This window comes from Ochrobactrum sp. AP1BH01-1 (assembly GCF_018066705.1).
GTDB lineage: Bacteria > Pseudomonadota > Alphaproteobacteria > Rhizobiales > Rhizobiaceae > Brucella.
The window spans coordinates 298,459-320,882 of record NZ_JAGPOU010000002.1 but is presented as its reverse complement, the minus strand read 5'-3'; the positions used below and the strand labels follow the sequence as shown (position 1 = coordinate 320,882).

Below are 22,424 nucleotides of genomic sequence, written 5' to 3'. Positions count from 1 at the left end.
ACTACCTCTGATCATATGATGCACTTTCGACTGACGGCAAGGAAGAGTTTTCCAATTGTAAGTGCAACTGTCGGATTTGTCAGGCAAGGAATTCATTCGTCGATGCACGGCATATTGGCGCAGTTGCAGACAAGCGCGCGGTCAAGGTTGAAACTATCTGCAGAACGCCGTATCTGCCATCCTCGGCTTATTTGCGTTTTGCGCCGAGACAGCGACAAACGCCAAAAACAAAGATCGCGCGGAACTTGCGTGTTTCAAGGAATGAAAATGACGAAGATCGTATTCGTATCAGCTGACGGCGCGACCCGGACCGAAGTCGAAGCCGACAATGGGTCCAGTGTGATGGAAGCTGCCATTCGCAATGGTGTTCCCGGCATCGATGCGGAATGTGGTGGTGCCTGTGCCTGTGCAACCTGCCACGTCTATGTGGACGAGGACTGGACGGATACCGTCGGCGGGCCTGACGCAATGGAAGAGGATATGCTGGACTTCGCTTATGAAGTTCGCCCCACCTCGCGCCTATCGTGTCAGATTCGGGTGTCGGACGACCTTGACGGCCTTGTCGTACAGGTACCGGAGCGTCAGAACTGAGCGTCCGCAGAACGGTGATGTGATGGGGGCGGAGCCGCAGAGCGATATTGTCATCATCGGCTGCGGGCCTGTCGCACTCTTCTCTGTTTTTCAGCTCGGGCTGTTTGGTTTCAGATGTCACCTTCTAGACGCCTGCGACCGGCCTGGTGGTCAATGCACGGCACTCTATGCTGACAAGCCAATTTACGACATACCCGGATTTCCTGAAATCATAGGAGAGGAGCTTGTCGAACGGCTTTTGAAACAGATCGCGCCATATGATCCGGCTTTTTGCTTCAATCGGATTGTGGACGACATCTCCATCCATCAAGAGGGCGTCACTGTCGCTACCCGCAATGGGGACAAGCTTGAAGCGCGCGCTGCGGTGATTGCATCCGGTCTCGGAGCATTTACCGGTAATGGACAGGTCGTCCGTCCTGATCCGCTTGCAGAGCTTTCACTAGTGAAAACGGGCAATACGCTGGCCGTAAGTTCCGAGACCTTCAAAACTTCAAGTCCGAAGGTCTACGCTATCGGGGACGCCTGTCACTATCCGGGGAAGCTGAAGCTCATCCTGTCGGGGTTTCATGAAGCTGCCTTGATGACGCAGGCCATACGGCGCGAATTGCGCTAGTCACTTCACTTCTATTTGGAAGCCTGTTGGGCGCGCTCCATGCGATAAGTCAGCAGGCGTGCAAAGCGGTTCTCGAAATTGATCGTTTCAACCCGGTCAAACCGTTGCTGCTCCTTGTCATGCGCTTCCATGAGGCGAGCAGTCACTTTATCGATATCAGCGCGAAGAACAGAACAATCCGTGCGACTGCGCAGGCCGCGTATTTCCCGTTCCATCCGGCTTGCAAAGCTTCGCGCGATGACGATGTGGCTTTCTTCGTGACGGCGAATATCCTGCACCAGCGTATCCCAGATCAACGCCAGTTCCGGCGTAGCCTTGCGACGCTGTTTCCAACGGGGCAGGGAGACCTTTGCGTGAACATTCACATAGACATCCTGAACCTTGCAGGCTTTCCCGGATGCGCGACCATAGCGAACCTTCGCATCGAAACGGATTTCAGCAGCACCGGGATGATGCTGGCCGGTCTTCTTGAGGAAGGGTCCATTGCGGGAAAGCGCCTTGTCGAGGTCGGCTGCGGTTTTGCCGCTCACAGTATAATAGCTGAATTCGCGAAAGATTGATGCGGCTTCGGCCTGAGGAGCTAAGATGGCAAGAACTGCACTGAGAGCCAGAACCTTCTTCGTCAAATTCATGTCCTGGGCACCTCTTTCTAAGACCAGTAAGAAATTCGCTTTTTGCTGCCGCAAGCATGGCATGCAATCGTCAAGAGAACTATAACGCCCTTCACAAAATTACTTCAGGCGAGGTTGGTTGCAACCTCGCTGCAATGAAAAGTGGCACGGAGAATGGCACAGGAACATTTCGCTATGACGAAAGAATGGCACCTCGCTCATGGAAGAAGCCTCCAGGTGAGAGAGAAAGCCGTCATCATGGGCATATTGAATGTTACGCCCGACTCGTTTTCCGATGGCGGCCAGTACAACGAGTTAGAAAGGGCCGTCGAAGTAGCCGGGCGGATGCTCGCCGAGGGCGCGACAATCATTGATGTGGGAGGGGAATCGACACGGCCTGGGGCCGCTGCCGTCGATGTCAAAACGGAAATTGCGCGAGTGGTGCCCGTCATTGAGGCATTGGCACAGAAATACGATTGCATCATTTCCATCGACACTTATCGCGCAGCAACCGCGCAGGTCGCCGTCAATGCCGGGGCGCATATCGTCAATGACGTCTGGGGGCTCCAGCGCGAACCGGAAATTGCTCATGTAGCCCAAAAAAGCGGGGCAGGATTGGTCATCATGCACACCAGCCGGGACCGACAGGTTCTTGACGATGTCATCGAAGATCAGTTCTCGTTCCTGAATGTTTCTCTGGATATTGCGCAAAAAGCAGGCATCGAAGAATCCCGTATTGTGCTTGATCCCGGTTTTGGCTTCGGCAAAAACAAGGACGAAGATGTTGCGCTGTTGGCCAGAGCGGATGAATTACAGAAATTCGGGTTTCCCTTACTGGTCGGTACATCGCGCAAACGTTTTGTTGGCGGTATGACGGGAAGGGATAATCCGCTTGACCGTGACATAGGAACTGCAGCAACGTCGGTGGCACTGCGCTTGGCGGGTGCCGACATCTTCCGTGTTCACAATGTCGCTTTTAATAGAGACGCACTTGCCGTTGCAGATGATATCCTGCAATCAAGACGCAGTGAAAACAGAAAGTGAAGCCGTGTACACGATCCGAATGATGAATTGCGCGTTTTTTGCGCACCACGGCGTTTTCGATGAAGAGCACAAGCTCGGCCAGCGTTTTTATGTCGATGCCATTCTTGATGTCGATCCGGGCAACGCGCTGGAGAATGACGATATTGATGGCACCGTGCATTACGGTATCGCATTCGCTGTCATTCAGGACATCATCACGGGCCGTCAACGCTATCTGATCGAAACGTTGGCTCTCGACGTTGCTAAAGCGCTGGCGGCTCGGTTTCCGCAGGTAAAGCGCGCGGAAATCACGGTGCGCAAGCCGAACGCGCCGGTGCCTGGCGTGCTGGATCATGTTGAAGTTACCGTGGTCTACCCGCAGTGAACACGGGCGGAACTTACCGCGCCTGGTTGGGGCTCGGCGGAAATATCGACGATCCTGTCGCTTCAATGGGCAAGGCATTGCGCATGCTGGACGAACGGATCGACACGACTGTCGTGGCTGTTTCAGCAGTTTATCGCACACCGCCGTGGGGGAAGACGGATCAGGCGTGGTTCCACAATGCCTGCGCTGAAGTCGAAACGTCCTTGCAGCCATTGGAGTTGATTGGGACCTGTCTTGATGTGGAACGCTCCTTGAAGCGTGTCAGGCTCGAGAGGTGGGGGCCACGCATCATCGATATCGATATATTGGCAATGGAGGATGAAGCGGGGCGGGCTGTCATTATGACGGATGCCGCCTTGGAACTGCCGCATCCGCGTATGCACGAGCGGGCTTTCGTTCTCGTGCCACTGAACGATATCGCGCCGTGTCTGAAAATCGCAGGCCGGACGGTTGCGGAGTGGAATGCCGGGATCGAGCAGTCCGGAATAGAAAAAGCCCGCACGAAGGCGGGCTGGTGGCGCGAATAGGGTTCCGGTCAGTTCTTGGCGATGCTGCCGACTGCGATATTATCGATCCGCTTCAGGTTCATGCCGATGACCGGAACAAGCTCCTTGTCGACGCGAACAGAAACCGTCACGTTCATCGTATTTGGATCAGAGATGCGCGCCAGCATCGCACCGTTGAGCTGCTTGCGGTTCAGGCCAAAAACGACCTTGTTGCCGCTGACGGAACCCGATGTAACGTCGAGCCCCTTGCCCTCGGCGCCATCGTTGAATTTTCCGGAATAAGCGGAGCCAACGCGGGTGACGGTCGCCTTCATCGGTTGCGAGAAGACGCCCACGCGGCAAGTGCCGTCGAGTGTCATTCCGACGCTTTCATCCGGTGTCGATCCGGCGAGATTGCAAACGAACTTCGTGCCTTTGTATTTCCCGGCAACGATTTCGCCTGGACCCGACCATTGGCCTTCTATCGTCTGAAAGAACTGCTTGTCTTTATCAGCGGCCAGAACCGGCGCGGCAGAAAATGACACGGGCAGCAGCGTCAGGCAGGCGGCGATGCAATTCTTCATATTCAGCTCTGTCCCGGATTCACGACCTTGATCGGACGTCATTCCTATTCGTTGTTTCTAAGCATGTCACGACCAAAAGCTGGTCGCGTCTTGCAAACTGTCGGATTTTCCGACTCTGCCATAAGCCGATTGATGGAGACGTGTACAGGTTCAGGGGGATGTGCCTATACACCGGATCGCTCGATTCTAGCGCAGATTTCTATCTGCCCATAATCGTTGCGAATGGTTAATGCTTCGGAAATAAATCGCTATTTTCCAGAATGCTTTCTATCGTTTCGCTCGCCGCTTATCCGCGCAAGATCGCCGATGAAATCTCCGATTCCGGGGCGTTTTTCTGCATTGAATGGAAATGGACGCACCACATCCATGGCCGCAATCCCGATGCGCGCCGTCATGAGACCGTTGACCACACCTTCACCCAATTTGGCTGACAGCCGGGAGGCAAGGCCATGGCCGACAAGCTGCTGGATCACACTGTCTCCCATGGCTAATGTGCCCGTCACGGCAAGATGGGCAACAACCCGGCGAGCAAGTTTCAGAAAGCCAAGCGTACCGGGACGACCGCCATAGAGTTGTGAAAGCCTGCGGATCAGCCGAGCCGATTCAAAAATGACGTAGCCGATGTCGACGAGTGCACGCGGGCTGATGGCTGTGACAATCGAAACGCGTTTTGAAGCATTCAGAATAAGTGCGCGTGCTTCGCGGTCGAGGGGCCGGAGAATTTCCGTTTCAGCAAGCTGGATCAGGTTCCGTCCGTCAATAATATCGTCGGTCAGACCGTCCAGAAGCTGGCGTCCGCGGGCTGTCTCAGGCAGACCTGAAGCGATCGAACGCAGGGCGTCCACCGCTTTTCTAGCTGCGGCCATATCATCCCGCTCAGCCGCATCAGCCGCATCCTTGCGAAGATGCTGCACGGAAGCGAGGCGGCGCAGGGCAATCAACTCACGGATGATGATGGCAATAAAGGCGGCGAGGGCGATGATAGCGACGGCCAAAGCGGTCCAACCCAACCAATCCGCGCGAGAAAACAGTGACCGGATTAGATCTTCGGTCCAAATGCCCACGGCGAAGGAGACAAGTATGCCGAGCGCACCGAATAATATTTTGCTGAGCGACCAGCCCTTGCGTTCGGGCGCTTCAAACGAAGGATCCAGGATTTCAAGCTCTGCCGCTTCTTCCTCACTCAAAGCGAAAATATCCGGTTGTGTTGTAATCTCGTCAAGGTCTCGGACCGCACGCGGGCGGCGCGGCGCTTCGTCCGTTGTTTCTGTGCGGGCGGAGGGTTGGCTTACCGTGAATGAAGCGGGCTTGCGCGGTGTCTTCTCTGTCATGCAAGACGATCCCCAATTAGAAACTGCAAGGCGCGATCCAGCCTTATATGAGGCAGGGACAACGTAATGCCTTCCACAGTCCGCTCCAGCTTGGGCGGACGGAAGCGGACGAAACGGATCGCTGGCTCATCCTGCGCAAAAGACTCTTCAAAAATTGCATTGGGATTTTTCGGTAAGTCGCCGGGAAATATAGCCGTTTCTGTTTCACCATCGAACACTTCACCATCGATCTTCTCGCCTTTCAATGGTGTGCCAACGATGACGGGGAGGGTTTCCTTGCCCTGTGTCACCGTTGCTTCACGGGTGGCGCGAACCGCGGCCATTGCGAGGACATCAATATCCGCACCGGAAAAATCAGCCCGCTCTATGGCCCGCTCCACGAGACGCCGCACGATGGCTTGCAGACGGTCATGACTTTCATGGTGCAGATGATCGGCCTTCGTCGCTGCAACAAGGATGCGTCCGATCCGGCGCTGGATCAGGCCGGTCAGGAGGTTCGAGCGTCCCGGACGGAAGCAGGAGAGGATATCGGTGAGCGCGCGCTCCAGATCGGCAACGACCGCGCCTCCTGCATTCATCGCCTGCATGGCATCAATAAGCACGATCTGCCGGTCCAGCCGCGCAATGTGTTCGCGAAAGAAGGGTTTGATGACATAGGTTTTATAGGCCTCGTAGCGCCGTTCCATCATTGCGCCCAGCGAGCCAGCCTTGAGATCGTCCGGCTTAAGGTCGGGAAGCGGAGCGAATGTCAGCGCGGGTGAACCCTCGAGGTCGCCCGGCATCAGGAAGCGTCCCGGCGGCAAGGTCGACAGAGCGCGTTCGTCGGCTTTGCCTGCGCGCAAATAAGCCGTGAAGCTCTTTGCCAGTCGTTGTGCGGTCAGTTCGTCTGCCTTTTCGGAAACCGTGACTAGCGACGCTTCGGCGATCCACTGCTGAGCCAGGTCCTTGTGTGTCGGCTCATGGGCCAGAGCAAAAGAATCCGCACTGAATTCAGCATAGGATTTGCCGAGCAAAGGCAAATCCAGCAGCCATTCTCCGGGATAATCTACAATATCGACCGAAAGCTTGCCTGGTGACAGCCAGCGCCCCCATGCGGAAGCGGATTCATATTCGATTGTCAGGCGCAATTGGGAAATAGCGCGAGTGGAGTCCGGCCAGATGCGCTCATCGATCAATGCCGACAGGTGCTCTTCATACTGAAAGCGGGGGACGGCATCATCCGGCTGCGGTTCGAGCAGCGCGCGCGAAATGCGGCCCGATTTATAGGCTTCGAACATGGGAAGCCTGCCGCCGTGCAGCATATTGTGAACGAGAGCTGTGATGAAGACCGTCTTTCCGGCCCGCGACAAACCGGTCACACCGAGCCGCAATGATGGAGACAATAACCCGGTCGCACGATCTGCTAGCGTATCGAGTGCGATCTTCGCTTCGTCGCCAATACTTGTCAGCTTAGCCAATTAACCCTCGCGGAAATCACTGATCTGTCAGCGGTATAGATAGGGTTGCCTCTGATGTCTTGGCAAGGAATGTCATTGTACTTAAGGAAAATCTGTAGCGTTGGCCAGAAAATCGGGTCCATTTTCGCAAGGCGCAATTCTTCGATTAGAGCGTCCTTTGTGTGTCCCACAGCGCGCGCGGCGCTCTAATGGCTCTGGATAAAGCTATCGAGATAACCGGCGCCGCGCTCGAGCTCCTGCAGCGAAGCGGGAAACGCGATATTCGCGAGAGCGGCCGTTGGAAAGCCTGCGCGGAGCTTCAAAAGACCGTCCTTGTTGCCATCGCCACACAAGGCGAGCGCCAGATCTTCTATGTTGGGATTATGCCCCACGAGCATCAGCGTCTGCACATTGCCATGTTTGCGTATGGCTTGCATATAGTCAGCCGCGCCGCCGCTATAGATTGTGTCATCGATAATGGTTTCGATCTCTATCTCCAGACGATCAATAATGCCATAAGCGGTTTCCTTGGTTCTGCACGAACTGGAAAGAACCACCTGATCGGGATAAAGCTCGATTGATTTCATCGCCCTTGCAAGGCGGTCGAGCGAAGCTTTCCCCTCCTGATCGAGCGGTCGATCGAAATCCCTCATTCCGGGTTTTGCCCACGCGGCTTTGGCATGTCTTAGGAGAAGCAAACGACTCATCTGTAACGTTCCAAGCTATTTTGAAGAGTGCTTTCGGCCATAATTGGAGCGCAATTGAGCAGTCCGGCAGCCCATTCTCCCGATTTTTTGATGTCTGTCAGCATTATTTACAGGGGATAGATGCTCAATTATTGGGCAGGCAATTCCACCCCAGGTTAATGGCGTCGGAGACAGGAAAATATACCCGCTTTAGCAGCAATCAATTGAAGTTCTTCTGAAAGTCTAAAAAACAACTTTTTACGTCCAATTTCGAGTTGCATAATTTTAGTGCAAAATCATACAAAATCGATGCACTAAAAAGTAGTGGGATACGGTTGTTTGATATTGTGTCCTTGTTGCTATGGAACTATATAACCGCTCGCGTCTCCTAGATGTGGGGTAATTCAGAATGAGTGAATTGATTGACCTTGACTATAGGCCCACTGAAGACGAGCCGTTCATGAATGAGCGGCAGAAGTCTTACTTCCGTGCGAAGCTGATCGCGTGGAAAAACGATATTCTGCGAGAAGCGCGCGAAACGCTTGAGGCGCTACAGCAGGAAAATGCAAACCACCCCGACCTGGCGGATAGGGCATCCTCCGAAACGGATCGGGCAATCGAGCTGCGAGCTCGCGACAGACAGCGCAAACTGATCTCAAAAATTGACGCGGCCCTGAGCCGTATTGATGAAGGAACATACGGCTTCTGCGAGGAAACGGGAGAACCTATCAGCTTGAAGCGGCTTGATGCGCGTCCGATCGCTACGCTTTCAATTGAAGCACAGGAGCGCCATGAGCGCCGGGAAAAAGTTTATCGCGACGACTAGGCTCGAGGCGGTTTGAAAAAATTATAGGCTGCGTTTCCGCAGCCTATTTTTTTATCGCGATAACTTTGGCAGGAAATCAATTTCTATGAATTCCGTCCTTGGCCAATTCGCCGAGAAGCTTTTCCATTTCGTCCTCGATATCGTCTTTGGCCTTGTCTTCCAGCGCATCGTCCGTTGCCGAAATATCAAGCGAACTCAGAAGCTCATTTTCGAAAAATTCAGTATCGAACGAGGTCGTTTCCATGGCGTCATCGCTGGACGGGCTCTGCGAATTGATGTCTGCAGTGATCGCGTCGTGCAACGCACTGCCGAGGTCCGCCAGGTCGTCGCCGGGTGTTTGTGCTGAGGCTGCCTCGGAACCTACCGGCTTTGACGTCGTACTCGTGATTTCAGGTTCGACGCGCTTTGGTTCAGAAGGTGTCGTGAACGCCGGGGTTGCTGTCGCAGACACCGTAGGTCCGGTTACGTCAAGCGGAGATTTCTCCGTGGTCGTTGTTTCCCGCTCGGGCACAATACTTCCTAGATTTGCAGAGGCAACCGATGCGGCGGCAGCAACATTGGCAGTGGCTCCGCCTGAAGATGTTGAGCTGACCACACCGCGCGAAACCTGGCTTAATGGATAAGCCGGGTGGGCGCGTGTTGATTGTGACTGCATTGGCGCGGGGCGGGGAGGCAGTACTGTGCGAGGCTGTGACGGAAAATTGGGTGCTGGACGTGGTTGTGGCCGAGCCGGTGCAGGTTGAGCCGATTTCGGTTCGGCAGGCGGTTGCGGCGGGCTAGGTGTAACAGTAGGGGCTTGCGGTGGAACACGAGCAGGCGTAACAGCCTCTCGAACAGGATCTTCTCGTGCCGGTTCGGGTTTGCGATAGGCCGGTGTTTCGATTGCCGAGCTGATCTGGATCGCTTCGTCCTTCTCGTCTGCCAGCGGCGTTTGCAGCGAAAGAGCGGGGCGCTCCGCCTTTTCATTGGTCAGTGCTTCGTGCTGTTTGAAGCGTTCAATGTGTTCTGGCTCTATCCGCGAAGGCTGCACACGCGCATGGGCCCGAGATTCCATGACGATATTCTGCTCCACCACCACGTCGGTTGGCCCGCCGATGAGCAGCAGGTGTTCCACATCATCGCGGCGAATAAGGACCAGTTTGCGTCGGCTGTCGACGGCTGCCGCATCCATCACAGAAAGACGCGGTTGCCGCGTACGCCCGTTGGAGACGTAAGTACCGCCGCCGAAACGGCGGATAATACTGAGAACAACGAAAATTCCGCAAAGAATGATCGCAAATATTAGGATGAAGCCAACAATATTAGCCGCGCTCTCTCCAACGATGCCGCTGAGCCATTCCTTCATGCGGATACCCTCTTATACAATAAACGAAAACATGCGACGAATGGAGACTGCGCTTCCCCCGACCTCCACATCATCACATAGTTCATACAGTAGTTGAATTTCTAAGCCTTGGGAATGTTTGTTGGAAATGCGGGAAATATATGATCCCCAGGCAAAACGGTGCAAAAAAGTCCAATTTGCACCGTTTCAGTGCGCCAATGCTTGTACTGCTCGCGGATTAAAGCATTCTGCGAATCGGGTATACCCTGACATATTGGCTGCGCGTTCCCACGCGATAGCTGAACTGCGCGAAAAAGTGCATTCGAGAAAATCGGATATGCGGATGATTGAAATGACGTCTTGGCTGATCAAAACGATGCATGGCACCCCAATGCCCGTTGATGTTCAGCCACGCAACATGGAAGGGCAGCTGGCTTGATGTCGCGACAGACGGAAAACGCCTACCCGAAACCGCTCGTCATGCCAAAGCGCAATCGCAGCGGAGCCGTTCGCCTGCTGGCTGCAGGCATTTTTCTGACGGTCGCTGCTATCGCCTATTTTGCGTTTCGCGACCAACTTGGAGATGGATTTGCCCTTGTCCTCATGGGCATTCTGTCGATGGTGGGCGTGTTCTACCTTTTTGGCGCAGCGACAGGTCTCATTCAATTCAGCCAGAAGAACGGCGAGCAGGACCTCGCACATTCCTTCATGGATTCGCAGCCCGAGGGGACAGTCATTTCCGACGCGCGTGGTCAGATCGTTTACGCCAACCAGGCCTATGCTTTGATGACGGGCGTCGCGAATGCGGAAGGCGTTCGCTCGCTCGATAATGTGCTGACGGCGGAACCGGCGGCATCCGACGCCATATACCGCTTGACGAATGCCGTGCGCGATGGCCTGTCGGCGCAAGAAGAGGTGCGCATTTCGGGCGGTCTTTCCCGTGAAGGGGCAGGGGCCCTCGCACCAGTCTGGTACCGTATCAAGGCACGCCCCATTGAAGCGGGGCAGGAATTCAAAAGCCCGCTCGTTGCCTGGCAGATCGCCGATATTTCGGACGAACGTGCCGAACAGGAGCGCTTTTTTCAGGAGTTGCAGGAGGCGATCAATCACCTCGATCACGCGCCGGCAGGCTTTTTTTCCGCCGACCCTTCCGGTCGGATTATCTATCTCAATGCGACACTTGCCGAATGGCTAGGCGTAGACCTCACCCAGTTCACTCCGGGGTCGTTGACACTCAACGACATTGTGGCGGGCAGTGGAATGGCGCTGATCAAGGCCGTAAAGGCCGAACCGGGTACAAGCCGCAACACTGTTATTGATCTCGATCTCATCAAGCGTAATGGGCAGAGCCTTGCTGTTCGCTTCTATCACCGAGTGCAGGCTGCGCGCGATGGAACACGCGGTACGAGCCGCACTATCGTATTGGATCGCGCGGAGGGAGAAGATTCGTCGATGGCGTTGCGTTCCGCGGAAGTGCGCTTCACACGCTTCTTCAATTCGGCTCCGATGGCCATCGCTGCGGTTGATTCCGCCGGACATATATTGCGCACCAATGCTCGTTTCCTTGATATTTTCGCTCCGGTCGTTGATCGTGACGCGATCGACGGAAATGCGAAGCTTGAGATTGTGGTGCATGAGCGTGACCGGGAGACATTCAACAGGGCACTTGCGGCTGCCTTCGCAGGGCAGGCAAGCATTTCGCCCGTTGATACGGTGCTGCCGGGCAATGAGGAACGGCATATCCGTTTCTATATGAGTCCTGTTACCGATCTGGGTGGCGAGCGCGCCGAAGAAGCAGCGATTATCTCAGCCGTCGAGACGACCGAGCAGAAGGCACTCGAAAACCAGATGGCGCAGAGCCAGAAGATGCAAGCCGTCGGACAACTCGCAGGCGGCATAGCACACGACTTCAACAACGTTCTGACAGCAATCATTATGTCGTCGGATCTGCTGCTGACCAACCACCGTGCGTCCGATCCGTCTTTCCCCGACATCATGAACATCAAGCAGAACGCCAATCGCGCCGCTTCGCTTGTACGCCAGTTGCTGGCCTTCTCCCGCCGTCAGACGCTGCGTCCGGAAGTGCTCGACCTGACCGATGTTCTGGCCGACCTTCGGATGCTTTTGGCGCGCCTCGTCGGCAAGGACATCGAACTGAAGATCGATCATGGACGCGATCTATGGCCAGTCAAGGCCGATCTCGGGCAGTTCGAGCAGGTGGCGGTCAATCTGGCGGTGAATGCACGTGATGCCATGCCGGAAGGTGGTGAAATTACGCTGCGCACCCGCAACGTCCCGGTTCAGGAAGCTGCGAAGCTTCACTATCGCGATTTGCCGGAAGCGGATTATGTGGTCTTCGAGGTCGAAGATACGGGAACCGGTATTCCCGCAGATGTGCTCGAGAAGATTTTTGAACCATTCTTTACCACGAAGGAAGTCGGCAAGGGCACTGGCCTCGGCCTGTCGATGGTCTATGGCATCATCAAGCAGACGGGCGGCTTCATCTATTGTGATTCCGAAGTCGGAAAAGGTACGACGTTCAAGATCTTTCTGCCGCGTCACATAGAGGAAAAGCGTGCAGACGATGCGCCTGTCGTCGTGAAGGAAAAGAAAGTCGAGAAAGCCACGGATCTTTCCGGTTCCGCGACGGTTCTTCTGGTGGAAGACGAGGATGCAGTCCGCATGGGCGGGGTGCGCGCGCTCCAGTCGCGCGGCTACACGGTGCATGAAGCGGCGTCGGGTGTCGAAGCGCTGGAAGTGATGGAAGAGCTGGGCGGTGAGGTCGATATTGTCGTATCGGACGTGGTCATGCCCGAAATGGACGGCCCGACATTGCTGCGGGAATTGCGAAAGACGCATCCGGATATAAAGTTCATCTTTGTATCGGGGTACGCTGAGGACGCCTTTGCGCGCAATCTTCCTGCTGATGCCAAGTTTGGATTCCTGCCGAAGCCGTTTTCGCTCAAGCAATTGGCGACGACAGTTAAGGAAATGCTGGAGAAGCAGGATTGATGCTTCATTGGCTTTGAACATGAAGGGCAATATCGTCATTCTCGGAGGCGGTCCATCCGGTCTGATGGCCGCCGAAAGATTGTCGGCTCTGGGATACTGCGCTACGATTTACGAGCAGATGCCCACGGTCGGACGCAAGTTTCTGCTTGCCGGAAAGTCCGGCCTGAACATCACGCATTCGGAAGATTTTCCAACATTCACCCAACGCTTCGGCGCAAGCCGTGAACGCCTGTTGGCAGCCTTGACTGCTTTGGGACCGACCGAATTGCGTGCTTGGGCAGACGAATTGGGAGCCGACACGTTCGTCGGTTCGTCGGGCCGGGTTTTTCCAAAAGCGATGAAGGCGTCGCCGCTTTTGCGTGCATGGGTAAAACGTCTGGAAGATCAGAAGGTTCGTATTCTTACCCGGCATCGCTGGCTCGGTTTCGAAGGCAACGGCCTGCGAATTGAAAACCCGGACGGCGTTGAGGTGATTACATGCGATGCTGCGCTCTTTGCCTTTGGCGGCGGCAGCTGGCCAAAGCTGGGTTCGAACGCGTTCTGGATCGATGAGTTTCAGCGCAAATCGATTGACGTTGCGCCCTTTCGCCCTGCCAACTGTGGTTTTGATGTTGCCTGGAGCAATTTGTTTGCCGAACGCTTTGCGGGTGAACCGGTAAAGTCTGTCACTGCAACGTCCGATGCGGGTACAACACAAGGCGAGTTTGTCATTACACGCGGCGGCGTCGAGGGAAGCCTTATCTATGCGCACGCGGCAGCTCTGCGCGATAGTTTACGGGACAACGGCAGCGCGTTTCTGAGGCTTGATCTTGTTCCCGGACGAACTCTCGAGCGGCTGGAAAATGATATCGCCCGGCAGGATGCAAAAATGAGTTTCACCAACCTGTTGCGCAAGGCAGCAGGTCTCACCGGCGTGAAGGCCGCTCTCCTCACCGAGTTTACGCGTGACAGAAACCCCAAAGCGCTGGCCGCTGCAATCAAGGCGCTTTCCATCCCGCTCATTCGCCCGCGCCCGCTAGAGGAAGCGATTTCGTCGGCTGGCGGTATTCGGTGGCATGAAATCAACGAAAACTACATGCTGCAGAAGCTTCCCGGCATTTTCGTTGCTGGAGAAATGATCAATTGGGAGGCGCCCACTGGTGGTTATCTTCTGACGGCCTGTTTCGCGATGGGGCGTGCGGCCGCCGACGGAATCGACGCATGGATCAAGGCGGGTAACACGCTTGGCGTGAGATGACGCAATACCGACTTCTTCAAGTGGAAATCAGCATATCCGGATATGCTCGCCGTTGGTTTAATTGGTTTTGCATTAAGCGTGCTGTTGGCGGTGGCCGCTAACAGCCGGTTTGCGGAGCTTGTTGAGCGGCTTCCCATGCAGTGGGGGCTGTCAGGCCAGGTTAACTGGACGGCACCGCGCGTTTTGGGTCTAGCCTTTGCCCCTGTGCTTTACGCCGTGCTGGCCGGTATACTCATTTGGGCTGCAGAGCAGGATCCCGAAAAATACACTGCAAAATCGGTGGGCATAGTGCTGATCGCACTGATTGCGGTACAGATCCTCCACTTGTGGATGATTGATCGATATCGGTTAAAGCTGCTCAAATAACGGAATCCGGAAGCATTTCGCAGCCAAAAGGATACGGCTCTCTCACTGAGTGTCCTGCTGTGGACATCGCGCCATAATCAAAACCGTGTCTGGAGAGCGAATGAGCAGCATATCGTCATAGGGGCGCGTAATGGTCACAACACCGTTATTCCTCTGCAATATCGCGGATATCATTCGCTTCTCCGCCGGAGAAACAGCGTCCCCATCAGCAATTCCCAGCCTGCGCACAAGCGGCTGAACGTCAGTATATGAACCGAACTGGTTTTCAGAGCGGGCCGTATAAATGGTGGATGACGGGTTTTTGCTGGCGGGCGCGGTGGTCGCTTCGAATGAATACGGGTTCAGAACCCGCACAGCTATTCTTCCAAGACTCGAGGATTTGCAAAACAGATCAAGTTTTGCTGGATCGATTTCGGCTGGCTGCAATGTGCTGATCGCAAACCAGTCTCCATCAAGACCGTCGAAAATCTTCTTGCGATTTGCTTCTGGGTTGGTGAGGTCGCCCACCAGAATTTCCATGGTGGCTTTGTAGTGATCAAGAATGTTGGCCGTGTCAGCAAAAAGCGGCGTAGCAGTGAGCGCCAGTACTGGACAAACGACCAGGCTAAGAATGCTGTGCCGCATGTCTATCCCCATCGGTAAGATTGTTTGCACCTTATCCCACACGTGGCGATAAAAAGGGCCAGCCATGTTGGCAAGAGCAAAAAAACCGTGGGGATAGGTATCAACGGGGGCGGCTTCTACATAGGTGAAGCCATTCCTACTCCGCAGCCTCTGAATCGCGCTTGGGGCGGCGCTCAAGCAGTTCCTTGAGGAAGTGGCCCGTGTAGGAGCGCTTCTCCTGCACGATATCTTCCGGACGGCCCACCGCGACGATTTCGCCACCGCCATCGCCACCTTCCGGTCCAAGGTCGATCACCCAGTCGGCGGTCTTGATGACTTCCAGATTATGCTCGATCACCACGACCGTGTTGCCCTGTTCGACCAGCTCATGCAGCACTTCCAAAAGCTTCGCCACGTCATGGAAGTGCAGGCCGGTTGTCGGCTCATCCAGAATATAGAGCGTGCGGCCCGTCGCGCGGCGCGACAGTTCCTTGGCAAGCTTCACGCGCTGCGCTTCGCCGCCCGAAAGCGTCGTTGCCTGCTGCCCGACCTTGATATAGCCAAGGCCCACCTTGACGAGCGTTTCCAGCTTGTCGCGCACCGCAGGCACGGCAGAGAAGAACTCCGCGCCTTCCTCGACAGTCATATCCAGCACATCGGCGATGGACTTGCCCTTGAACAGCACTTCCAGCGTTTCGCGGTTATAGCGCTTGCCGTGGCAGACATCGCAAGTCACATACACATCCGGCAGGAAGTGCATCTCGATCTTGATGACGCCATCGCCCTGGCACGCCTCGCAGCGTCCACCCTTCACGTTGAACGAGAAGCGGCCCGGCTGATAGCCGCGTGCCTTGGCTTCCGGAAGGCCCGCGAACCAGTCGCGGATCGGGGTGAAGGCGCCGGTATAGGTTGCCGGGTTGGAGCGCGGCGTGCGGCCAATCGGCGACTGGTCGATGTCGATCACCTTGTCGAGAAATTCCAGCCCTTCGATACGGTCATGTTCTGCCGGATGCTCGCGTGAACCCATGATGCGGCGCGAAGCCGCCTTGAACAGCGTTTCAATAAGGAAGGTGGACTTGCCGCCGCCTGAAACGCCGGTAACGGCAGTGAACGTGCCGAGCGGAATATCCGCCGAGACATTTTTCAGGTTGTTGCCGCGCGCGCCCACCACACGAATGCGCTTGGACTTCGAAATCTTGCGCCGTTCCGCCGGAACAGCAACCTCCATCGCGCCCGACAGATATTTGCCGGTGAGCGAGTTCGCATTGGACATCACGTCCTGCGGCGTCCCCTGAGCGATGATCTTGCCGCCATGGACCCCCGCCGCCGGGCCGATATCCACCACATAGTCGGCGGTCAGGATCGCATCTTCGTCATGCTCGACCACGATGACCGTATTGCCGAGATCGCGCAGATGGCGCAGCGTGTCGAGCAAACGGGCATTGTCACGCTGATGCAGGCCGATGGACGGCTCGTCCAGCACGTAAAGCACGCCCGTCAGGCCGGAACCGATCTGCGAAGCCAACCGGATGCGCTGGCTTTCGCCGCCCGACAGCGTGCCGGAATTGCGCGCCAGCGTCAGATAATCCAGGCCGACATCGTTGAGGAATTGCAGGCGCTCGCGGATTTCCTTGAGGATGCGCGCGGCAATCTCGCGCTGCTTGTCGTTGAAGCTGCCATCAATGTCGCGGAACCAGGCATCGGCCTTGCGGATCGACATTTCGGTGATTTCACCGATGTGCTTCATGCCGACCTTGACCGCCAGCGCTTCCGGCTTCAAACGATAACCGTTGCAGGCAGGGCAGGGCGTCGAGGCCATGAAGCGCTCGATTTCCTCGCGCGACCAGGCCGAATCGGTCTCTTTCCAGCGGCGTTCCAGATTGGGAATCACGCCTTCAAAGGGCTTTGTCGTCTGATAGGAGCGCAAGCCGTCATCGTACTGGAAGGTGATTTCCTTGCCCTTGGTGCCATAAAGAATGGCCTGCCGGGCTTCTTCTGAAAGATCAGCCCATTTTGCGCCGATCTTGAAGCCGTAAGCTTTGCCAAGCGCTTCCAGTGTCTGGTTGTAGTAGGGCGAAGAGGAGCGCGCCCATGGAGCAATCGCGCCATCCTTCAAGGCGGCCGTTTCGTCGGGAACGATCAGGTTCGGATCGATAGCCTGCTGCGTGCCGAGACCATCGCAGGTCGGACAGGCGCCGAACGGATTGTTGAACGAGAACAGGCGCGGCTCGATTTCCGGAATGGTGAAACCGGAAACCGGGCAGGCGAACTTTTCCGAAAACAGAATGCGCTCATGGGTTTCGTTGGCTGACTTGTTGGCAGCGCCGCCTTCCGCCGTTTCTTCGGGTGGCAGCGGCTTGTCGGCAAACTCGGCAACCGCCAGACCTTCGGCAAGCTTGAGGCAGGTTTCAAGGCTGTCGGCTAGGCGGGTCGAAAGGTCCGGGCGCACGACAACACGGTCGACCACCACATCGATATCGTGCTTGTATTTCTTGTCGAGCGCCGGAACATCGGCGATTTCATAGAACGTGCCGTCGACCTTGACGCGCTGAAAGCCCTTTTTCTGAAGCTCCGCCAGCTCCTTCCTGTACTCGCCCTTGCGGCCGCGAACGATGGGCGCGAGGATATAAAGGCGTGTGCCTTCCTCCAGCGCCATGACGCGGTCGACCATCTGGCTGACCGTCTGGCTTTCAATGGGAAGGCCGGTCGCCGGTGAATAGGGCACACCGACGCGCGCAAAGAGCAGGCGCATATAGTCGTAGATTTCGGTGACGGTGCCGACCGTCGAGCGCGGATTGCGGCTCGTCGTCTTCTGCTCGATGGAAATGGCGGGCGACAGGCCGTCGATCTGGTCGACATCCGGCTTCTGCATCATTTCGAGGAACTGGCGCGCATAGGCCGAAAGGCTTTCGACATAGCGGCGCTGGCCTTCCGCATAGATCGTATCGAAGGCAAGCGAAGATTTGCCCGAACCGGACAAGCCTGTCATCACGATCAGCTTGTCGCGAGGCAGATCGAGATCGACATTTTTCAAGTTGTGTTCGCGCGCGCCACGTATGGAAATGAATTTCTGATCGCTCATTCCGCGTCCTGCCTGCTCATGATGCCATGGATAAACGGGCGCCGAACGGTGAAAAACGTCGCGCCGGTCTTTAATATGGGGTGAAACCCTCCAATAAGAAGGGGGCTCCGGTCATTCATCGGTGCACTCTTATCATTGGAACAAATATCGAACAACCAGCCTTCTGATAGGCGATACGAAATGTGAACGCAAGAGCGTTGACTGTCACTCCTGACAGGAGCAGACTACCCCTACTCGCTGACAGCGGAGAGGTGCCGCGGTGGGATGACACGGCATCGGCAAGAGGTCCGCAGGAGGCGGGAGACCCAGTAGGGAGGTAAGGAGCATGAGTCCACCTGACTACGTTGCCTAGCTTTCACAACGATGAAAGCACAATCCATTTCGGTCGCGGCAGCATCTTTTCGCAAGGAATGGTGCATCGTTGATTGAAACTGCGATTGCCGAAAATTTGAATTTGCGCGGAATTTTGATGGTTGCATGCCATCGCTTTCCGAAAAGATCTGTCGGCGAATTATTGTCGGCACACGAGCACTGCTCAAAACCCAAGCCCTGCGCGCCAAAGATACAGTGAGCGGCAGGGCTTTTCCTTGGATATATAACTGCGTTGCGGAGCGCATACGGCTATCGCGTCGTGAGGTGCGCGCGACGGCTGTTTTGAAATTAAGGCAGATGCGGTTTTTAGCGCTGAATTGAGGCAAACTCCATTTTCAGCCCAGGAAGTGGTGCAAAAACCCCTGAAAATTTGTGGCGAACGCATGTCTTTTTCGTGTAGAAGGTTGCATTTTGAACAAAACAAGAACATAAACTCTGTGGACATTGACAAATTCGCCGCGCCGGATTGAGCGCTCATTGAGCCAGTCCTGTAAGGTGAGCATATGAGTTTCTGGTGATGGCGCATCGTTGCGCCTGAGCTTTCATTTGGAAAGTGCCTCTTGTCCGTGCGAAGCTGTGCGGAAAGAGTGTGCGTGCGAGACCCGGAGTAATTTTTCGATGGCTGGTAGCGTCAACAAAGTCATTCTGGTCGGCAATCTTGGTGCCGATCCGGAAATTCGTCGTCTGAACTCGGGCGATGTGGTTGCCAATCTGCGCATTGCAACGTCGGAAAGCTGGCGCGACCGTCAGACCGGCGAACGCAAGGACCGCACCGAATGGCACAGCGTCGTCATTTTCAACGAAAACCTTGCCAAGGTCGCGGAACAATATCTGAAGAAGGGCGCCAAGGTTTATATCGAAGGCGCGCTCCAGACCCGCAAATGGCAGGACCAGAACGGCAATGACCGTTACTCGACGGAAGTCGTGTTGCAGAAGTTCCGCGGCGAGTTGCAGATGCTCGACAGCCGCGGTGAAGGCGGCGGTGAGGGCCGTTCGTTCGGCGGCGGCGGCAATCGCAACCAGATGTCGGATTACTCCGGCGGCGGCGGTGATTTCGGTTCGTCCGGCCCGTCTTCGGGCGGCGGCAGCGGCGGCGGCTTCTCCCGTGATCTGGATGACGAAATTCCGTTCTGAGAACGCGTGTAAATCAGTTTATAAGTGAAATGCGATAAGGCGCTGTTTTGCAGCGCCTTTTCTATTGCAGTCGTGTGTCAGGGAGCACTGGCCCGAGTAGCGGTTCCGCTGGCTGAAACCGTCAGCGTGATTTGTCCTCATATGTGACCTGCTCGCCATCTTCCTTGGTGAAGGAAGCAACCGGGGTTGCCAGAAGAGGCAGAACCAGTTCGGAAGGACGGCAAAGCCGGGTGCCGCGCGGTGTTTCGACGATAGGCCGGTTGATCAGAATCGGATGGGCCATCATGAAGTCGATCAGCTCGTCGTCGGTCCATTTCTGATCGGACAGGCCGAGTTCGGCATAGGGCGTGCCCTTCTCGCGTAGTAGTTCACGCGGCGTCAAATTCATTGCCGCCAGCAGCCCGACCAGACGCTCCCGCGTAGGTGGATTCTGTACATATTCGACAATGACAGGCTCTTCGCCGCTGGCCCGGATCATCGCCAGCGTATTGCGTGAGGTGCCGCATTTCGGGTTGTGAAAAATAGTAACGGTCATCAGGGTACCCCTGTCTGGATTGGAGGCGTCGTATATGTTTGGCGCTGGCTCGGTTCAGTTCATGTCATTCATCTGCGGATCGCCAGAATAGGTGTCGATCAAGAATTCCATATTGTCGGCAGAGAATCGCGTGAGCGAATATTGGATCGGCGCGCCATGCGTGTTCACATTGATTGCCCTTGCGGTCAGCACGATTGCGCCCGGCGAAAGTTTCAGATGTTTCAGATCGTCCGAATCCGCATGACGGGCGGATATGATTGTGGACTTGCGGAAGTAATCGGCAATCCCTGCTTTTCTGAAAGCCACTGTAATGGAACCGCTTTCGGCATAGGCTTGTGCAATTTCCGGGAATTGTTCGGCACTGATCCACAGCGTTGCGCGGGAAACCGGACGCCCGTCAGCGCTGTGCAAGGTCTCCAGCCGCGTCACAGGCGAACCGGTTTCGATCCCGAGAGCCTCAGCCACATCGGAAGAGGCGGGCACTATGCCGGAAGCGAGCAGCGTGCCCTTCATGTCGCTCACCTGCGAAGCGAGCGATTGTGAAATGCGGGTGCGGCGCCCGATCTGATAGGTGAGCCGCTTCGCGTTGGCGACGAAAGTGCCGCGACCCTGTTCGGCGCGCAGCACGCCTTCCTGCGTCAGCGCTGCGATGGCGCTGCGCACCGTATGCCGGTTGACCCCGAACCGGTCGGCCAGTTCCATCTCGGCGGGCATGCGTGCGCCCGTTGCAAGCTTCCCCGCCCTTATATCGCCGCGTATCTCATCGGCAATCTGCCGCCAGATAGCCACGCCGCTGTTTCTCTCAATTCGCCTGGTCTTTGTCATCAACTGTCATCGTCCTGTCATTGGCAGGGTGTATTCATTCTGGTATTGTATAGTTGTCTATATAACTAGACAATATGAGAGATCAAGTCAACGAGCGTGCATCCCGAAACGGCAGGAAACCATTTTCAGGCCCGATGTACCTCAAAGCAAACTCCAGAGCGCCGGTCCGATGCAATCGGGTCGAAGCGTACTCTGGAACTAACAGGGCAGGGAAGCTCATGTACGGTACGGAGCAAAATGCGAAGGGAGGCGGAACCGGTTCCGCCACTGAAAGCGACAAGGCGCCGGATGCAGTGCAGATTGCGCGGCAGGCAAGCATGGCAGTTCTTGCGCGTGCGAGCGGCGAAGAATTGGAAGCCTTCTGGCAAGCATGGTCCGACAAGCCTGAATTTGAAGTTCTGCGTGGGCCGGAAACCGGCCTCGTGATGCTGCGCGGTCGCATCGGTGGTGGCGGCGCTCCCTTCAATGTGGGCGAAGCCACGGTAACGCGCGCTACGGTACGGCTCTCCGATGGTTCGGTCGGTCATTCGTATGCGCTTGGCCGCGATCAGGAAAAGGCCCGCCTTGCCGCTCTTTTCGATGCGCTGTGGCTGGATGAGAACCACCGCGACGCGGTTGAAAAGCAAGTGCTGAACGTTCTGCGCAAGCAGCAGGACGATGCCGACGCCACGCTGCGCGGCGAAGCTGCCGCTACCAAGGTCGATTTCTTCACAATGGTCCGGGGAGACAATTGATGCTGCCTTCACCTTCTGTAAATGGTGCCTCATCGGCGTTCGAGGGCGGTTTTGCCGATCCGGTAACCGATGCCCAGTCGGCTTTTCACGCCGTCATGCACGCCATGGCTAATCCCGGCCGCATCTATCCGCTTGCCCGTGCAGCCACACCGCCACAGCCGTTGACCCCGGAACTGGGTGTTATTGCAGCCACCTTGCTTGATCACGATGCGACGGTCTGGTGCGATGCAGCTATAACGGCCCAGGAAAGCGCAACTGCGTGGCTTACTTTCCACACCGGCGCGCCACGTATCGATAATGCTGGTGCCGCGCAATTCGCCCTGATCAGCAATGTATCGCTACTGCCGTCCCTGGTTGAGTTTTCTCAGGGCGATGCCGAGTTTCCCGACCGCTCAACGACCGTGGTTCTCGCCGTTGCATCGCTGAACAACGGGCAGGGCTATGTGCTGAAAGGCCCCGGCATCGATGGTGAGCGTGTGCTCCACGTCGACGGGCTGCCGAAAGACTTCGTCAAACAATGGCGCGAGAACGGTGCGCAATATCCGCTCGGCGTTGATCTTGTTCTGGTCAGCGACGGCGCCGTCGCAGCACTTCCCCGCACAACCCGGATTTCTGCTCTGGAGGGCTGA

General features: G+C 56.1%; 22 protein-coding genes and 1 pseudogene. 12 read left to right on the top strand and 11 right to left on the bottom strand.

Translation table 11 applies throughout. The annotated features are described in order from the left end of the window. The first annotated feature begins 267 nt into the window (after positions 1-267). Together J9800_RS06915 and J9800_RS06910 are read left to right on the top strand one after the other, a co-directional pair. Complete coding sequence (locus tag J9800_RS06915) at positions 268-591, top strand: 2Fe-2S iron-sulfur cluster-binding protein (RefSeq protein ID WP_114215336.1); 324 nt, start codon at positions 268-270, stop codon at positions 589-591. Between the two features lie 22 nt (positions 592-613). Continuing rightward, positions 614-1,204 (top strand): NAD(P)/FAD-dependent oxidoreductase, encoded by a 591-nt coding sequence (locus J9800_RS06910; RefSeq protein ID WP_112591772.1) that lies wholly within the window; start codon positions 614-616, stop codon positions 1,202-1,204. An 11-nt stretch (positions 1,205-1,215) separates the two neighbouring features. On the opposite strand, the gene J9800_RS06905 is transcribed toward J9800_RS06910, so the two are convergent. Then, positions 1,216-1,836, bottom strand: coding sequence for a DUF922 domain-containing Zn-dependent protease (locus J9800_RS06905; RefSeq protein ID WP_114215337.1), 621 nt, complete (start codon positions 1,834-1,836; stop codon positions 1,216-1,218). 174 nt (positions 1,837-2,010) lie between these two features. On the opposite strand from J9800_RS06905, the gene folP reads away from it, so the two are divergent. The 3 genes from folP to folK all read left to right on the top strand — a co-directional run bounded on the left by folP (position 2,011) and on the right by folK (position 3,750). Next, positions 2,011-2,859: a dihydropteroate synthase gene (gene folP / locus J9800_RS06900; protein ID WP_114215700.1), complete on the top strand. Its 849-nt coding sequence runs from the start codon at positions 2,011-2,013 to the stop codon at positions 2,857-2,859. A 4-nt stretch (positions 2,860-2,863) separates the two neighbouring features. After that, on the top strand, positions 2,864-3,223 hold the full coding sequence (gene folB, locus J9800_RS06895) for a dihydroneopterin aldolase (protein WP_006470502.1): 360 nt from the start codon (positions 2,864-2,866) through the stop codon (positions 3,221-3,223). Between the two features lie 65 nt (positions 3,224-3,288). Continuing rightward, on the top strand, positions 3,289-3,750 hold the full coding sequence (gene folK / locus J9800_RS06890; protein WP_286167508.1) for a 2-amino-4-hydroxy-6-hydroxymethyldihydropteridine diphosphokinase: 462 nt from the start codon (positions 3,289-3,291) through the stop codon (positions 3,748-3,750). Positions 3,751-3,758: 8 nt separating this feature from the next. Here folK and J9800_RS06885 read toward each other — a convergent pair whose 3' ends face one another. The 4 genes from J9800_RS06885 to J9800_RS06870 all read right to left on the bottom strand — a co-directional run bounded on the left by J9800_RS06885 (position 3,759) and on the right by J9800_RS06870 (position 7,766). After that, positions 3,759-4,292 (bottom strand): hypothetical protein, encoded by a 534-nt coding sequence (locus J9800_RS06885; RefSeq protein WP_114215701.1) that lies wholly within the window; start codon positions 4,290-4,292, stop codon positions 3,759-3,761. A 248-nt stretch (positions 4,293-4,540) separates the two neighbouring features. Continuing rightward, the gene (locus tag J9800_RS06880) at positions 4,541-5,623 is read right to left on the bottom strand and encodes a YcjF family protein (protein ID WP_114215339.1); all 1,083 of its coding nucleotides are present in this window, start codon (positions 5,621-5,623) and stop codon (positions 4,541-4,543) included. Continuing rightward, complete coding sequence (locus J9800_RS06875; RefSeq protein ID WP_114215340.1) at positions 5,620-7,080, bottom strand: YcjX family GTP-binding protein; 1,461 nt, start codon at positions 7,078-7,080, stop codon at positions 5,620-5,622. The genes J9800_RS06880 and J9800_RS06875 overlap by 4 nt, the downstream gene beginning before the upstream one ends. A 185-nt stretch (positions 7,081-7,265) precedes the next feature. Beyond that, the gene (locus J9800_RS06870; protein WP_114215341.1) at positions 7,266-7,766 is read right to left on the bottom strand and encodes a SixA phosphatase family protein; all 501 of its coding nucleotides are present in this window, start codon (positions 7,764-7,766) and stop codon (positions 7,266-7,268) included. A gap of 388 nt (positions 7,767-8,154) precedes the next feature. Here J9800_RS06870 and dksA point away from each other — a divergent pair, with 388 nt between their 5' ends. Then, positions 8,155-8,571 (top strand): RNA polymerase-binding protein DksA, encoded by a 417-nt coding sequence (gene dksA / locus J9800_RS06865; protein WP_006466858.1) that lies wholly within the window; start codon positions 8,155-8,157, stop codon positions 8,569-8,571. A gap of 76 nt (positions 8,572-8,647) precedes the next feature. Here the strand turns inward: dksA and J9800_RS06860 are convergent, their stop codons facing one another. After that, positions 8,648-9,916 (bottom strand): flagellar biosynthetic protein FliO, encoded by a 1,269-nt coding sequence (locus J9800_RS06860; RefSeq protein WP_114215343.1) that lies wholly within the window; start codon positions 9,914-9,916, stop codon positions 8,648-8,650. A gap of 417 nt (positions 9,917-10,333) precedes the next feature. On the opposite strand from J9800_RS06860, the gene cckA reads away from it, so the two are divergent. Genes cckA through J9800_RS06845 form a run of 3 tightly spaced genes read left to right on the top strand, consistent with a single transcriptional unit; the run spans position 10,334 to position 14,510 of the window. Next, the gene (gene cckA, locus J9800_RS06855; protein ID WP_114215344.1) at positions 10,334-12,907 is read left to right on the top strand and encodes a cell cycle histidine kinase CckA; all 2,574 of its coding nucleotides are present in this window, start codon (positions 10,334-10,336) and stop codon (positions 12,905-12,907) included. Between the two features lie 19 nt (positions 12,908-12,926). Continuing rightward, on the top strand, positions 12,927-14,144 hold the full coding sequence (locus J9800_RS06850) for a TIGR03862 family flavoprotein (RefSeq protein ID WP_114215345.1): 1,218 nt from the start codon (positions 12,927-12,929) through the stop codon (positions 14,142-14,144). Between the two features lie 42 nt (positions 14,145-14,186). Then, positions 14,187-14,510, top strand: a complete 324-nt coding sequence (locus J9800_RS06845; RefSeq protein ID WP_114215346.1) for a hypothetical protein — start codon at positions 14,187-14,189, stop codon at positions 14,508-14,510. Between the two features lie 42 nt (positions 14,511-14,552). Here the strand turns inward: J9800_RS06845 and J9800_RS06840 are convergent, their stop codons facing one another. The 3 genes and pseudogenes from J9800_RS06840 to J9800_RS06830 form a co-directional block, all read right to left on the bottom strand. Further along, the gene (locus tag J9800_RS06840; RefSeq protein ID WP_162792630.1) at positions 14,553-15,311 is read right to left on the bottom strand and encodes a hypothetical protein; all 759 of its coding nucleotides are present in this window, start codon (positions 15,309-15,311) and stop codon (positions 14,553-14,555) included. Continuing rightward, complete coding sequence (gene uvrA, locus J9800_RS06835) at positions 15,271-18,195, bottom strand: excinuclease ABC subunit UvrA (RefSeq protein ID WP_114215348.1); 2,925 nt, start codon at positions 18,193-18,195, stop codon at positions 15,271-15,273. The genes J9800_RS06840 and uvrA overlap by 41 nt, the downstream gene beginning before the upstream one ends. Before the next feature lie 115 nt (positions 18,196-18,310). After that, a pseudogene (locus tag J9800_RS06830) lies at positions 18,311-18,522 on the bottom strand (hypothetical protein). Between the two features lie 663 nt (positions 18,523-19,185). Here J9800_RS06830 and ssb point away from each other — a divergent pair. Next, positions 19,186-19,701: a single-stranded DNA-binding protein gene (gene ssb, locus J9800_RS06825; RefSeq protein ID WP_006470425.1), complete on the top strand. Its 516-nt coding sequence runs from the start codon at positions 19,186-19,188 to the stop codon at positions 19,699-19,701. A gap of 121 nt (positions 19,702-19,822) precedes the next feature. Here the strand turns inward: ssb and arsC are convergent, their stop codons facing one another. Together arsC and phnF are read right to left on the bottom strand one after the other, a co-directional pair. Further along, the gene (arsC, locus tag J9800_RS06820; RefSeq protein WP_112588248.1) at positions 19,823-20,236 is read right to left on the bottom strand and encodes an arsenate reductase (glutaredoxin); all 414 of its coding nucleotides are present in this window, start codon (positions 20,234-20,236) and stop codon (positions 19,823-19,825) included. Positions 20,237-20,290: 54 nt separating this feature from the next. Beyond that, positions 20,291-21,064: a phosphonate metabolism transcriptional regulator PhnF gene (gene phnF / locus J9800_RS06815; protein WP_205315906.1), complete on the bottom strand. Its 774-nt coding sequence runs from the start codon at positions 21,062-21,064 to the stop codon at positions 20,291-20,293. A 215-nt stretch (positions 21,065-21,279) separates the two neighbouring features. Between phnF and phnG the strand changes: the two genes are divergently transcribed. Together phnG and phnH are read left to right on the top strand one after the other, a co-directional pair. After that, positions 21,280-21,795 (top strand): phosphonate C-P lyase system protein PhnG, encoded by a 516-nt coding sequence (gene phnG, locus J9800_RS06810; RefSeq protein ID WP_114215349.1) that lies wholly within the window; start codon positions 21,280-21,282, stop codon positions 21,793-21,795. Further along, on the top strand, positions 21,795-22,424 hold the full coding sequence (gene phnH, locus J9800_RS06805; RefSeq protein ID WP_114215350.1) for a phosphonate C-P lyase system protein PhnH: 630 nt from the start codon (positions 21,795-21,797) through the stop codon (positions 22,422-22,424). Before phnG ends, phnH begins: the two co-directional genes overlap by 1 nt.